The organism is Curtobacterium sp. Leaf154, from assembly GCF_001424595.1.
In the GTDB taxonomy this organism is placed as follows: domain Bacteria; phylum Actinomycetota; class Actinomycetes; order Actinomycetales; family Microbacteriaceae; genus Curtobacterium; species Curtobacterium poinsettiae.
In genome coordinates this window covers 906,428-920,607 of sequence record NZ_LMOS01000001.1, presented here as the reverse complement: position 1 = coordinate 920,607, position 14,180 = coordinate 906,428, and the positions used below count along the sequence as shown (strand labels likewise).

General features: G+C 72.2%; 9 protein-coding genes. 4 read left to right on the top strand and 5 right to left on the bottom strand.

The features are described 5' to 3' along the window. Nucleotides 1-20 precede the first annotated feature (20 nt). A complete protein-coding gene (locus tag ASF75_RS04225) occupies nt 21-1,862 on the bottom strand; it encodes a hypothetical protein (RefSeq protein WP_056068949.1) in 1,842 nt (613 codons plus the stop codon). 184 nt (nt 1,863-2,046) lie between these two features. Here ASF75_RS04225 and ASF75_RS04220 point away from each other — a divergent pair, with 184 nt between their 5' ends. Together ASF75_RS04220 and ASF75_RS04215 are read left to right on the top strand one after the other, a co-directional pair. Then, nucleotides 2,047-3,789 (top strand): hypothetical protein, encoded by a 1,743-nt coding sequence (locus ASF75_RS04220; protein ID WP_156463766.1) that lies wholly within the window; start codon nt 2,047-2,049, stop codon nt 3,787-3,789. Further along, nucleotides 3,786-4,796 carry a tetratricopeptide repeat protein gene (locus tag ASF75_RS04215; protein WP_056068945.1) on the top strand — a complete coding sequence of 337 codons (1,011 nt, stop codon included), beginning with the start codon at nt 3,786-3,788 and terminating at the stop codon, nt 4,794-4,796. The genes ASF75_RS04220 and ASF75_RS04215 overlap by 4 nt, the downstream gene beginning before the upstream one ends. A gap of 233 nt (nt 4,797-5,029) precedes the next feature. Here ASF75_RS04215 and glgB read toward each other — a convergent pair whose 3' ends face one another. The 3 genes from glgB to ASF75_RS04200 all read right to left on the bottom strand — a co-directional run bounded on the left by glgB (nt 5,030) and on the right by ASF75_RS04200 (nt 11,883). Beyond that, on the bottom strand, nt 5,030-7,594 hold the full coding sequence (gene glgB / locus ASF75_RS04210; protein WP_156463765.1) for a 1,4-alpha-glucan branching protein GlgB: 2,565 nt from the start codon (nt 7,592-7,594) through the stop codon (nt 5,030-5,032). Beyond that, on the bottom strand, nt 7,591-9,591 hold the full coding sequence (locus tag ASF75_RS04205; protein ID WP_200942671.1) for an alpha-1,4-glucan--maltose-1-phosphate maltosyltransferase: 2,001 nt from the start codon (nt 9,589-9,591) through the stop codon (nt 7,591-7,593). The genes glgB and ASF75_RS04205 overlap by 4 nt, the downstream gene beginning before the upstream one ends. Nucleotides 9,592-9,765: 174 nt before the next feature. After that, nucleotides 9,766-11,883 carry a glycogen debranching protein gene (locus tag ASF75_RS04200; RefSeq protein WP_056068943.1) on the bottom strand — a complete coding sequence of 706 codons (2,118 nt, stop codon included), beginning with the start codon at nt 11,881-11,883 and terminating at the stop codon, nt 9,766-9,768. 59 nt (nt 11,884-11,942) lie between these two features. On the opposite strand from ASF75_RS04200, the gene ASF75_RS04195 reads away from it, so the two are divergent. After that, entirely contained in the window at nt 11,943-13,124 is a 1,182-nt protein-coding gene (locus tag ASF75_RS04195) for a cysteine desulfurase family protein (RefSeq protein WP_056068941.1), read from the top strand. Between the two features lie 85 nt (nt 13,125-13,209). Here the strand turns inward: ASF75_RS04195 and ASF75_RS04190 are convergent, their stop codons facing one another. Further along, nucleotides 13,210-13,548, bottom strand: coding sequence for a hypothetical protein (locus tag ASF75_RS04190; protein WP_139179675.1), 339 nt, complete (start codon nt 13,546-13,548; stop codon nt 13,210-13,212). 98 nt (nt 13,549-13,646) lie between these two features. On the opposite strand from ASF75_RS04190, the gene ASF75_RS04185 reads away from it, so the two are divergent. Next, nucleotides 13,647-14,141 (top strand): GNAT family N-acetyltransferase, encoded by a 495-nt coding sequence (locus ASF75_RS04185; protein WP_201300461.1) that lies wholly within the window; start codon nt 13,647-13,649, stop codon nt 14,139-14,141. Nucleotides 14,142-14,180 lie beyond the last annotated feature (39 nt).

Below are 14,180 nucleotides of genomic sequence, written 5' to 3'. Positions count from 1 at the left end.
GGCCTCCGGGCCGGTGACCGTCAGCGCTCGGTCGCGTCCACGTCGTCGCGCTCGTCCGCAGCGGACGCTGCGGCGGGCGCCGTGCCGAGCAGGCCGGTCGCGTTCGTGAGGACCCCGCGGAGGTTCTCGAGGTAGCCCGCGACGGCCTCGCGCTCGGTGCGGATCGCCGCCAGGCGGTCCTCGGCCTCGGCGATGACACCGGCGGTGCGCTCCTCGGCGTCGGCGACCATCCGGTGCACCCGGTCTTGAGCGTCGGCGACGATGGTGCGTGCGTGCTCCTGCGCCTCGGCCGTGCTGGTGCGCTCGAGGTCGTCGGCTTCCTGCTGCAGACGCTCGGCTCGCTCACGGGCCTCGGTGGCGCGGCGCGTGGCCTCGGCGAGCTGCAGGTTCGCCTCGTCCAGGTACTTCTGCGTCTCGGTCACGGTCTCGTGGTGCTTCTGCAGGTAGTCCTGCTCGGCGTCGTCGCGGCGGGCCGCGAGTTCCGACTCGAGGGTCGTGCGGGCTTCGTCGCGTGCTCGGGCGATCTCGGCACGGACCTCGTCGCGTTCCTTCACGAGGGCGGCGCGGGCGGTGTCGATCTCCTGCTGCAGGGCGGTGCGCTCGGCTTCGAGCACCCCGAGCTCGGCGGTGCGGCGGTCGGCGATCTCGGCGTCGACCTCGGCGTGCTCGCGTTCGCGGCGGGCGGCGATGGCGTTCTCGTGCTCGCGGACGGCACGCTCGGCTGCTGCGTCGGCTTCGGCCCGCTCCTGCGCGATCCGGGCGTCGTGCTGCTCGAGTTCGCGGGCGATCCGGTCGGCGGTCTCCTGCACCAGGCGCGCGTTCTCGACGCGGGTCTGTTCCTCGTCGACGCGCAGCTGGGCGCGGGCTGCTTCGATCTCCTGTTCGAGGTCGGTGCGGGCCACGGCGAGTTCGCGCTCCCACTCGGCGCGGGCGGCCGCGAGCTCCTCGTCCAGTTCGCGGCGGCGGTCACCGATCTCGCTGTCGAGCTCGGCCCGCCGACGCGCGACCTCGGACTCGAGTTCGGCGCGACCGGTCTCGAGGGCCAGCGCGTGTGCCTGCTGCTCCTCGTCCCGTTCGCGGTGCCAGGCGGCGCGGCCCTCGGTGACCTCGCGCTCGAGGGCCTCGCGCCGGGTCGTCTCCTCACGGTCGAGGTCCTCGGTGCGGCGGGTGTGGTCGGCTTCGAAGACCGAACGGCGGTGCTCGGTATCACGGTCGAGCTCGGCTGCGGCGGTGCGGGCGTCGGCGGACTCGCGCTGGGCGATCTCGCGCAGTTCCGCGACCTCGTGCTCGACCTGGGCGCGCAGTGCGTTCGTCTCACGGATGGCGACGGAGCGGACCTCGGCGGCCTCGGTCACCGCGGCACCGCGGATGGCGGCTGCCTCGTTGCGGGCGTCCTGCGTGAGCAGACCGGCCTCGGCGCGGGAGCGCTCGACGGTGTCGGCGGCTTCGGCGCGGGCGCGCGTCAGCTCGTTGGTGGCGCGGGTGCGGGCGTCCTCGAGGGTGTCGCGCGCTTCTTCCTGCGCTTCGCGGACGGTGCGCTCAGCTTCGGCGCGGCTCGAGGCTCGGAGCCGCTGGGCGTCGATGTCGGCTTGGCTGATGAGCCGGGTCGACTGTTCCTCGGCAACACGCAGCGTGGACTCGAGGCGGGTGCCCAGACCGCTGTACGTGGGGGTGCCGGCTTCGTCCAGCTCGCCCTGCAGCTCGGACACGCGGGCCTGCAGGAGACGGATCTCCTTCGCGGCGTCGGCGCGGTCGTTGTTCGACTTGATGAGCTCGCGGCGCAGGTCGTTCAGTGAACGCTCCACCTCGTCGCGGCGGTACCCGCGCAGCTCGGTCCCGAACTCGGCCTCGTCGTTCGCCACGTGTCGCTCCTGGGTGCTCGGCGGAGGGCCCGGATCGGCCCGCGGTCGATTGTAGTGGCGGCCGGAGCGGGTCGTCTGAGTCCGGCGACAGCGCGGATTGATGCACTGTCCAGCGATGCTCGCTATCCTGAGTCGCTGATTCGCGCGCCGACATCCCCACCCCGGCGCGGTAGGGAGAGTGTTCGTGCGATTCGTCCTGGCGATCGTCAGTTTCGTCATCGGCCTGCTGCTCGTGGTGCTGGCGGTGGGGCAGCGGACCGTGTTCGCGCCGCCGTCCTCGCTCGTGGCCGAGAGCTCGACGACCAGTTCCGCCCCGGTGACGGTGATCCCGGGGACCACGCTCAACGCCAACCCCGGCTACCAGCGCATCAACGTGTCCGGCTCCGGCAAGGTGTTCGCGGCGTACGGCAAGACCGCCGACGTCGACGCCTGGATCGGTGACGCCGAGCACACCACGCTCCGCTTCGACGCCGTGAAGGGCTCGCTGGTCGGGTCGACCTCGGGCAGCGAGACGAGCGTGCCGTCGCCGAAGGGCAGCGACCTCTGGTACCAGGAGTACGACGGTGCCGGACAGTTCACCGTCCGCCTGCCCCAGGACGTCTCGGTCCTGGTCGTGAGCGACGGCAAGGCCGCCGCACCGAGCGACGTGTCCGTCACCTGGCCGCAGGACACCGCGACGCCGGCGGTCGGTCCGCTGCTCGTGGCCGGCGGCGTGTTCGTCCTCGGAGGCCTCGTGCTGCTCGTCCTCGCCTTCCTGCACCAGCGCCGTGGCCGCGGTCCCCGCCGTCGCAGCGGTGGCAGCCGTCCGCCGCGGGTACGTGCCTCGCGCCGTGCCGCCGCCGCCGGAGCGCAGGTGCCTCGCCCCGGTCGTCGTGGGACCCGCGCGTTCGTCGGCGTCCCGGTGCTGCTCGTCGGTGCCCTGACCCTGGCCGGCTGCTCGTCGGACTACTGGCCGCAGGGCGGCGATCCGTCGCTGGCCACGCCGACCCCGACGGCCACCGCCACGGGGGCGGCGGAACCCACCGAACCGACCGCCGCGACCAAGCAGCAGATCACCCGCATCGTGCAGCGCGCCGCGGCCGTCGCGAAGCAGGCCGACGGGGCGCGCGACCGCGACCTGGTCCGCACCCGGTTCTCCGGCGCGGCGCTCGACCTCCGGCTGGCCAACTACTCGATCCGCGGCAAGGACTCGGACGTCAAGGCGCCGCCGGCCATCTCCGCAGCGCAGGTGTGCGTCGCGCTGCCGCAGCAGACCGACACCTGGCCGCGGACGGTCTTCACGATCGTCGCCGAGGACTGTGACGCCAAGTCGGCGCCGCAGGCCCTGACCCTGGTGCAGGACAGCGCCCGTGATCCCTACAAGGTCGCGTACGACGTGTCGCTCGAGGCCGACGCGAAGATCCCGAGCCTCGCCCCGACGACGATCGGTGCGGCGCTGCTCGCGCCGGAGTCGAAGCTCCTGACCATCCAGCCGGACCAGGTCGCGACCGCCTACGGCGACATCCTGTCGAAGGACACCGCCAGCGAGTACGCCGACCTGTTCACCACCGAGGGTGACGCACTCCGCACGACCATCGGCAAGGCGTACAAGGACAAGAAGGCCAAGGCGCTGCCGGACACGGCGAAGATCGAGTACTCGTCCGAGGTCCCCGCCGACTCCGCCGTCGCCATCGCGACGGACGACGCCGGCGCCCTGGTCTCGGCTGACCTGGATGAGATCGAGAAGGTGACCCCGACCGCGTCGGGCGCCGAGGTGAACACCGAGGGTGCCGTGAAGGCACTGTCCGGCGTCGACACGAGCAAGAAGGGCATCAGCGCCACCTACAGCGTCCAGCTGCTCTTCTACGTGCCGCCGGTCGCCTCGGATGGCAAAGTGGTCCTGCTCGGGTTCACGCAGGGCCTGACCGCAGCAAGTGAGGTGCAATGAGCAACATCCCCCCGACCCCGTCCGGGCTCCGCGGAGCCGTGGACCTGTCGTCCCTCGTCGACCGCGCACAGCGGCCGCCCCAGCCGTCCGGCGCTCCGGCCCCGGCGGGTCCAGCAGGCGGTGCCGCGCCCGGTTCCGACGTCGGCACTGCGAGCGGCGCCGGCCCGACGGTCCCGTCGCTCGTCATCGACGTCACCGACGCGACGTTCCAGGACGTCCTGGAGCTGTCGAACGTCGTCCCGGTCATCGTGGACATCTGGGCCGAGTGGTGCGGGCCGTGCAAGCAGCTCTCACCGATCCTCGAGCAGCTCACGGCCGAGTACGACGGCCGCGTGGTGCTCGCCAAGGTGGACGCCGACACGAACCCGCAGCTCGTGCAGGCGTTCCAGGCGCAGTCGATCCCGACCGTCGCAGCCGTGATCGGCGGACGCCCGCTCGGGCTCTTCGTCGGCGCACTGCCCGAGGCGCAGGTCCGCGACGTCTACGAGCAGGTGCTCCAGGCCGCCGAGCAGAACGGGGTGTCCGGTCGCGTGTCCGTCGACGGCGCAGCGGCCGACGTCGACGCGGAGCAGGGCGAGCCGGAGCCGGAGCCGCTCCCGCCGCACCACCAGGCCGCGTACGACGCGATCGAGCAGGGCGACTACGCCACCGCGATCGAGGAGTACAAGACCGCCATCCTGCAGGACCCGCACGACCAGATGGCCGTCGCCGGGCTCGCGCAGGTGTCGCTGCTCGACCGGCTGAACGGCCGGACGGCCGACGAGATCCGCGCCGCTGCAGCCGCAGGCCCGCACGACGTCCAGGCGCAGCTCGCCGTCGCCGACCTCGATATCTCGGGCGGACACGTCGACGACGCCTTCGGGCGCCTGCTCGACCTCGTCCCGACCGTGTTCGGCGATGACCGTGAAGCCCTGCGCGTGCGGCTCGTCGAGTACTTCGAGCTCATCGGTTCCGAGGACCCGCGCGTGGTCGCGGCCCGCCGCCGCCTGGCGAACGCGCTGTACTAGCCCCTGCCGGGTCCGTGCGGCGCAGCAGACGCCGTCGTCACGCCGAGACGCCGCCGGATCCGGCGGCGTCTCGGCGTTTCCGCGGCGTCTCGCGGACACGACGGCGTCTCGCGGACACGACGGCGTCTCGAGCAGGACCGCCCGGACCCGCAACGCGACAGACGGGAGGCCCGGTGCCAGCTGGCACCGGGCCTCCCGTCCGTCGGTCGGTCGCGTCATGGACGCGGGCCGGGTTACCGGGCCAGCTTCAGCCAGACGGCGCCGAGCGGCGGGACCACGACGTGCGCCGAGGCCGGGCGGCCCGCCCACGGGGTGTCCTCGGCGGTGACGACGCCGAGGTTGCCGACTCCGGAGCCGCCATACTCGGCCGCGTCGGTGTTGAGCACCTCGTGCCACTCGCCCGCCGTCGGCAGCCCGAAGCGACGCTCCACCGGGACGCCGGAGAAGTTGACGAACACCGCGACGCGGTCGTCGCCGTCCTTCCGCAGGAACCCGAGGGTCGAGTGCGGTGCGTCGCCGCCCTCGAGCCACTCGAAGCCGTCGGCCGTCGAGTCGTGGGTCCAGAGCGCCGGGGAGTCCTTGTAGACGCGGTTGAGTTCGGCGACGAGGTCCTGCACGCCGCGGTGGCCGGGCTGGTCGAGGAGCCACCAGTCGAGGCCCTTCGCCTCGGACCACTCCGCGGGCTGCGCGAACTCCTGGCCCATGAAGAGCAGCTGCTTGCCGGGGTGCGCCCACATGAACGCCAGGTAGGCGCGCACGTTCGCGAGCTTCTGCCACTCGTCGCCGGGCATCTTGCCGTACAGGGAGCCCTTGCCGTGCACGACCTCGTCGTGGCTGATCGGCAGGGTGAACTGCTCGCTGAACGCGTAGACGAACGAGAACGTGATCTCGTCGTGGTGGTAGCTGCGGTAGGCGGGGTCGCGCTGCACGTACTCGAGCGAGTCGTGCATCCAGCCCATGTTCCACTTCTGCCCGAAGCCGAGCCCACCGGCGCTCGTCGGCTGGGTCACCCCCGGCCACGAGGTGCTCTCCTCCGCGATCATCACGATGCCGGGGTACCGCTTGTACGCCGTCGCGTTCGTCTCCTGCAGGAAGGCGATCGCGTCGAGGTTCTCGCGCCCACCGTGGATGTTCGGCAGCCAGTCGGTGCGGGAGTAGTCGAGGTACAGCATCGACGCCACCGCGTCGACGCGCAGACCGTCGATGTGGAACTCCTCGAGCCAGTACAGCGCGTTCGCGACCAGGAAGTTGCGGACCTGCGGCTGCCCGAAGTCGAACACGTAGGTGCCCCAGTCGAGCTGCTCACCGCGGCGGGGGTCGGGGTGCTCGAACAGCGCGTAGCCGTCGAAGCGGCCGAGCGCCCACTCGTCCTTCGGGAAGTGCCCGGGGACCCAGTCCATGATCACGCCGATGCCCGCCGAGTGCAGGCGGTCGATCAGGTATCTCAGGTCGTCCGGCGAACCGAAGCGTGCGGTCGGGGCGTAGTACCCGGTGACCTGGTAGCCCCACGAGCCACCGAACGGGTGCTCGGAGAGCGGCAGGAACTCCACGTGCGTGAAGCCGGTGTACTCCATGTGCCCGATGAGCTGGTCGGCGACCTCGCGGTACGACAGGCCGGGGCGCCACGAGCCGAGGTGCACCTCGTAGACGCTCATGGGGGCGTCGTGCGTGGTGGTCTGCGCACGGCGCTCCATCCACGCGGCGTCGCCCTCGGACCACGTGTACGTGGACTCGGTGATGACGGAGGCCGTCGCCGGCGCGATCTCGGCTTCGCGGGCGAACGGGTCGGCCCGCTCCACCCAGCCGGAGTCGGTGAGGATCTGGAACTTGTAGCGCTGGCCGACGACGGCACCGGGCCAGAAGAGTTCCCAGACACCGAGGTCGCTCAGACGGCGCATCGCGGTGGTGCGGCCTTCCCAGCCCTCGAAGTCCCCGATGACACGCACGGCGGTGGCGCGCGGTGCCCAGACGGCGAACGCGACCCCGTCGACCCCGTCGACCGTGCGGGCGTGTGCACCGAGGTGCTGCCAGAGCTGCTCGTCGCGGCCTTCGCCGAACAGGTGCAGGTCGAGCTCGCCGAGCGTCGGGGCGAACCGGTACGCGTCGTCGGTGGTCCAGGTGGCGTCGTCCTCGTCCGTTGACGCGTCGTAGTCGTACTCCGACTCGACGCGGTACCGACCGAGCGTGTCGGCCGTGGCGCCGGCCCAGAGCCCGTCGCCCTCGTGCGTGAGCTCGATGTCGTCGCCGTCGGGGCGGACGAGTCGCACCGCGCGGGCCAGGTGGCGGACGACGCGGACGCTCGTGCCGCCGTCGACGGGGTGCGGGCCGAGCACGTCGTGCGGCTGGGACCACCGGCCCTCGGCCACCTGCAGGCGCAGCCAGTCCTCGATCGGTGCCGGGCGCGGGTCCGTGGCGGCACCGGCAGTGCCGAACGCCGGGGCCGGGGCATCGGCCGGAGTCGGGGAGGCGGCAGCAGCGCCGGGGGCGACCGGGGCGTCGACGGACGCCGGACGGACGACCGGTGCCGAGCCTCCGGTCGGGGCCTGCGGGTCGTCCGACGACGAGGCCGCCGCCACGGACGGCTGCCGCGGGTGCGTCGGGTCGGCGGGGTGTCCGGCGAGCGTCGCGGACTCCGACACGCCGCGGTCGGGCGCCTCGCGCTCGGCCGGAGGGGCACCGGGCAGGTCCTCGGCGGGAGCGGACACCTTCGGCTCGTAGCGCGGCACGGCCGGCGGCGGAGGCGGTACCGGCGGCACGGCCGGTCCGCGCTTCGTGGGGTCGGTCGGTTCGGGGGTCATCGGTGGGGTCCTTCCACGACGAGCAGGTGCACGGGCTCCTGGAACGCGTCCAGGCGGACGTAGTTCGACGCGCCCCAGGTCCAGCGCTGACCGGTCACGACGTCACGGACGTCGAACAGGCCCTCGGTCGGCAGACCGAGTGCGGCGAGGTCCAGGTGCACGGTGGTCTCACGGGCGGAGTGCGGGTCGACGTTGGCGACGACGATCACCGTGTCGGGCCGACCCGACCGGATGAAGTCACCCGACAGGTGCTTCGAGTAGACGACGATCGCCGGGTCGTCAGCGGCGTGCACGTGCAGGTTCCGCAGCTGTCGCAGCGCGGGGTGCGCCGCCCGGAACCGGTTGAGCATCGTGACGTACGGGGCGAGGGACGCGCCCTCGGCCTCGGCCAGTGCGAAGTCGCGCGGCTTGTACTCGTACTTCTCGTTGTCGATGTTCTCTTCGGAGCCCGGTCGTGCGACGTCCTCGAACAGCTCGTACCCGGCGTACATGCCCCACGTCGGCGCACCGGTGGCGGCGAGCGCCGCACGCACCTTGTAGCCGGCTCGGCCGCCGAACTGCAGGTACTCGGTGAGGATGTCGGGGGTGTTCACGAAGAGGTTCGGGCGCAGGTAGTCGCTCGTCTCGTGCGAGAGCTCGGTGAAGTAGTCCTCGATCTCGTCCTTGGTGTTGCGCCAGGTGAAGTACGAGTACGACTGCTGGAACCCGGCTTCGGCGAGCGCGCGCATCATCGCCGGGCGGGTGAACGCCTCGGCCAGGAACACGGTGTCGGGGTGCTCGTCGCGGATCTCACGGATGACCCGTTCCCAGAACCACAGCGGCTTGGTGTGCGGGTTGTCGACGCGGAAGATGCGGATGCCGAAGGCGATCCAGTGGCGCAGGACGCGCTCGACCTCGGTGACCAGGCCCTCGGGGTCGGTGTCGAACTGGATCGGGTAGATGTCCTGGTAGCGCTTCGGCGGGTTCTCGGCGGTCGCGATGGAGCCGTCGGCGCGCTGCGTGAACCACTCCGGGTGCTGGGTGACCCAGGGGTGGTCGGGGGAGCACTGGAGCGCGAAGTCGAGCGCGACTTCCATGCCGGTGTTCTTCGCCGTCTCGACGAAGTCGCGGAAGTCGTCCTCGGTGCCGAGGTCGGGGTGGATCGCGTCGTGCCCGCCTTCGGCGGAGCCGATCGCCCAGGGGCTGCCGGGGTCGTTCGGCCCGGGCGTGAGCGTGTTGTTCGGCCCCTTGCGGGCGGTGGTGCCGATGGGGTGGATCGGCGGCAGGTAGATGACGTCGAAGCCCATCCGGGCGACGGCGGGCAGGCGGCGGGCCGCGGTGCGGAAGTCACCGCTCTTCCAGGATCCGTCAAGGTTCTTCTTCGCGCCTTCGGAGCGGGGGAAGAACTCGTACCAGGCGCCGACGCCGGCGCGGGTGCGTTCGACGTCGAGCAGCTGGGTGGCGGAGTGCGTGCGGAGCGAGGTGAGGGGGGCTTCCTCGACCTCGGCGACGATGCGCGGGTCGTCGACGGCGGCCAGGCGTTCCGCCGGGTCGAGGTCGGTGTCGCGGACCCGTGCGGCGGCGCGTGTGGCGGCGGGGGAGCCGGTCTCGTCGGCCAGCCGGTCGAGCAGCACGGCGCCGTCGAGCAGCGTCGCCTCGGTGTCGACGCCGGCTGCGATCTTCAGGCGTGCGCCGTGCAGCCAGCTCGCCCAGTCGTCGGAGTACGACTCGACGTGCCAGGTCCAGACGCCGACGTGGTCGACCTGCACCGTGGCGTCGTAGCGGTCGGTGCCGGTGGCACCGAGGGTCATGGGGACGGTGCGTGTTCCACCGTCTGGGCGTTCGAGGACGAGGTCGGCGCCGATGATGCCGTGTCCTTCTCGGAAGACGGTCGCACCGAACGTGATCACCTCGCCGTCGAATGCCTTGCCGGGGAAGCCGTTCGGCGTCCTCGGGGCGAGCTCGGTGATCGGGATGCGCCCGATCTTCGGGCGTCGGGGTCGGTCTGCGGTGGCCACGGAAGCGACGCTACCCGGCGGGCGGCTCCGCGTTCCCCGGATTCCACCCACTGTGGAGGGGCCGGGCGCGCCGTGGACCCTGTGGAGGACCGGACGCAAGGCCCGTGGCGGGGCCGCCACGAGCCTCCCGTCCGCCTGACGGTCGCTGTGCCCGGCCGCACCCGCCTGCTCGCGCTACGCCACCTCGAACAGGTGGATGCCGGGGCCGTAGGCGGTGAAGACCTGCCCGGCGGGACGGAGGCGCTCGTGGTCTCGGTGCTTCTCGCTCGACCAGGCCAGGCGGTACCCGAGGACGTCCTCGCGCACCGGCAGGGTCAGGTCGCGGGTACGGCCGCTGCCGTGCACGACCACCAGGACGCGGTCGAAGGGCTCGTGCTCCGGTGTCGACTCGACGAAGTACTGCAGGGCGCGGTGCACCGGCTGGTCCCAGCCCTCGATCGTCATCGCGTGCCCGTCCGGTCCGTACCAGGACATCCGCGAGGCCCCTGGCGTCTCCTGGCCCTCGACGCCGAAGCGGGTGGGCCGGAGTGACGGGTGCGCCTGCCGGAACCGGGCCAGCGCGGCGACGGCCTCGGTCATCGTCTCGGCGTCCTCGTCGTCGGACCAGTCGACCGGGGTCAGGTCGTCGGACACCACGTAGGCGTTGTTGTTGCCGTGCTGGGTGCGGCTCCGCTCGTCGCCGGCGGTGAGCATCGGCACCCCGGCGGACAGCATGAGCGTCGCCACCATGTTGCGCATCGACCGGCCACGCGCGGCGCGGACCCCCCGGTCGGCGGTGTCGCCCTCGATGCCGTGGTTGAACGAGCGGTTGTCGTTCGAGCCGTCGCGGTTGTCCTCGCCGTTGGCCTCGTTGTGCTTGCCGTCGTACGACACCAGGTCGAGCAGGGTGAAGCCGTCGTGCGCGGTGACGAAGTTCACGCTCGCCAGCGGGCCGCGGTCGGCGCCGAAGACACTCCTCGACCCCGACAACGCTTCAGCCAGCCGGCCGATGCCGGTCTGCGGCAAGCCGGTGCGGCGCTCCTCGGCGATGTCGGTGAGCCAGAACTGCCTGACCGTGTTCCGGAAGCCGTCGTTCCACTCGCTCGTGCGGTCCCCGGCCGCACCGAACGCCCCGGTCTTCCAGCCGTCGGGGCCGACGTCCCACGGCTCGGCGACCACCAGGGTGTCCTGCAGGTCGGGGTGGTTCCGGATGCGTTCGAGCAGTGGGTGCGACGGGTCGAACCGGTGCTCGCCGTCGCGGGCCAGGGCGGCCATCAGGTCGAAGCGGAAGCCGTCGACCTGCACCTCGCGCGCCCAGTACACCAGACTGTCGACGATGAGGTCCGCGGTCGCCTCGACCGAGGTGTCGAGCGTGTTCCCGCACCCGGTGGTGTCGTAGTAGCCGTCCCGGTACGGCGAGGCGGAGTGCGCCCAGCGGTACCGGTTGGCACCGTCGATGCCGCGCAGGCTCGTCGTCGGGCCACCCAGGCCCTCTTCCGCGGTGTGGTTGTAGACGACGTCGAGGACGACCTGGATGCCGGCCTCGTGCAGCAGCCGGACCATGCCCTTGAACTCGCGCAGGACGGCGTCGGCACCCTGCTGCCGGGCCGGTGCCGAGGCGTGCGCGGCGTGCGGGGCGAAGAACCCGAGCGTGTTGTAGCCCCAGGCGTTCTGCCGGCCGGCGTCGCGGAGCCACCGCTCGGTGTCGAAGGCCTGCACGGGCAGCAGCTCGAGCGTGGTGACGCCGATGCGGTGCAGGTGCGCGATCGTGCTCTCGTGTGCGACCCCGGCGTACGTGCCGCGCAGGTGTTCCGGCAGGTGCGGGTTCGCTGCCGTCAGGGTGCGGACGTTCGCCTCGTAGACGACGGCGCGGTCGAGCGGGACCTGCGGCTTCACGACGCCGCCCCAGTCGAAGGCGTCGTCGACGACGACGCTGGTCCAGCGCGGGCCGGCTGCTTCGTCGTTCCCCGTCGGCAGGATGCCCCGCGCGTACGGGTCGAGCAGCGGACGCGTCGGGTCGAACTCGTGCCGCGGGCCGACCGGGCCGTCGACGAGCAGGTGGTACCGGTCGCCGGGCACGACCCCGGGGACCTCGCCGGTCCACACGTCCGTGTCCGGCACGCGCTCGAGCGGGTGTCGGGTCGGCCGGCCCTCGGAGCCGTCGGAGCGGTCGGTCCCGTCCGCGCCGTCGGCGCTTCCCGCGCTCGTCACGACCAGGACGACGCCCGTCGCCGTCGCGGACCGCAGGGTGAACCGGGGGACGGTCCCGCCCAGGGAGAACCCCGGCGTCAGGTCGATCGCTGTCTCGTGCACGCGACAAGGGTACGAGGACCGGCGCGTATCCTGGACACTGCTCGATCCAGGGGGTGCATTTGTCGGTCTACCTCGACCACGCCGCGACGACGCCGATCCTGCCGGAGGCGCTCGCCGCCTTCACCGATGCCCTGGGCACCGTCGGCAACCCGTCGTCCATCCACAGCGCCGGTCAGCGCGCGAAGATGCTGCTCGAGGACGGCCGCGCCGCCGTCGCGCGCTCGCTCGACGCCGACCCGGTCGAGGTCGTGTTCACCTCCGGCGGTACCGAGAGCATCAACCTCGCCGTGAAGGGCCTGTTCTGGGCTCGCCAGCGTGACCGTCAGCGGCCCCGCATCGTCGTCCCAGGCGGCGAGCACCACGCCACCGTCGACACCCTGACCTGGTTGGAGACGCACGAGGGGGCCGTCGTCGACGTGGTCCCGTTGGACGCGCAGGGTCGCGTCGACCTCGCCGGACTGGAGGCGCGACTCGCCGACGCCTCGGACGTCGCCCTGGTCACGTTCCTGTGGGCGAACAACGAGGTGGGCACCATCCAGCCCGTGTCACGGATCGTCGAACTCGCGCACGCCGCCGGCGTGCCCGTGCACAGCGACGCGGTCGCCGCCTACGGCCAGGTGCCCGTGTCGTTCGCGGCGTCCGGCCTCGACGCCCTCAGCGTCTCCGCCCACAAGATCGGCGGGCCCGTCGGCATCGGTGCGCTCGTGCTCGGACGGAAGGCGACCGTCGAACCCCTCATCCACGGTGGTGGGCAGCAGCGGCAGGTGCGGAGCGGCACGCAGGACGCCCCTGCGGCTGCGGCCTTCGGCGTGGCGGCCGGCGCGGTGGTCGCCGAGCCGATGCCGCACCCGGCGCTCGCCGCCCTGCGGGACCGCCTGGTCGCCGGGGTGCGTGCGGCCGTCCCGTCAGCCGTGCTGATGGGGGACCCCGTCGACCGGCTGCCGGGCAACGCGCACTTCACGTTCCCCGGGTGCGAGGGCGATTCGCTCCTGTTCCTGCTCGACGCCGCCGGGGTCGCGGTGTCGACCGGATCGGCGTGCCAGGCCGGGGTGCCCGAGGCGTCGCACGTGCTGCTCGCGATGGGGCTGTCGGAGCAGGACGCCCGCGGTGCGCTCCGGATCACACTCGGGCACACGACGACCGACGCCGACGTCGACGCGTTCCTGGCTGCGCTGCCGGATGCGGTCGCGCGGGCCGGTGCCGCGGGGATGGCGTCGCGGGAGCCGCTGCTCGGGCGGTAGGGCCTCTTCCGTCGGGCTGGATGCCACGGGGCACGGTTGCGGTGCTGGACATCGTTCTGATCCTGACGTCGAGAGCCTCGCGACTCTACGGGTCACGGCGGGTGCGGGTCGCGCGCGGCTGCGGGAGCGGCTGCCGTCGGATCCACACACCGACCCAGACGTGCGAGAGCCCGGTCGCTGCGAGACCGACCATCGCCCACCCGACGACGCCGTGCCCGGTCCCGACCCAGAAGACCCCGAGGACGAGGACGAGCGTCGTCACGACTGCACCGAAGGCGAGCATGAGCAGACTGGACACGGGACTGGCGTTCTGGGCGAGCCGAGCGTCACGCACCCAGGCCGGGTTCCGCACGCGCCACAGGACGATCGCGACGGTGCCCAGCAAGACCGCGATGCTCACTGCGAGCAGACCTGTTCCAGCCACGGCCCGATGGTGATCCGACAGGACCGTCCTCGACGCGATCTCCACGAGGGCCTCGCGACCGACCCGCATCGTTGTGATACTTGGACATGCTCGAGTTGGTGCGACCGCAGACGGCGTTGTACGAGGCGTGGGCTGAAGCGCATGCCGAGTGGGGGCCGGGTCTGCACGAGGACGGGTTCGGGATCACGGCGCACGACGACGTCAGCGACGAGGACGGGTTCCGCACCTGGGTCGGCCGAGTGCACGCCAGGCCCGGCGCGCTCTGGTGGATCGTCGAGGACGGCCGTGTCCTGGGCGGGATCGCACTCCGGGCTCCGGGAGACACCGCCGGCGTGCACCGGTTCGGCCACGTCGGGTACGGGATCCGCCCGTCAGCACGGGGCCGCGGCGTGGCGACGTGGGCGCTGGGCCAGGTGCTCGCCCACGCCTCGCGCGTCGGGATCGACCCCGTGATCGCGCTCTGCCGCGATGACAACGCCGGGTCCATCCGGGTCCTGGAGCACTACGACGCGGTGCTGTCGTCGATCGAACGGCGTGAGGGAGTGCGGCTCCGGCGGTACGCCGTCTCCCGGTCGCACCGGCGTCCCGGGTAGCCGATCGAGCGCACGGCCGCCCCCGGGAACCCGTGTCGA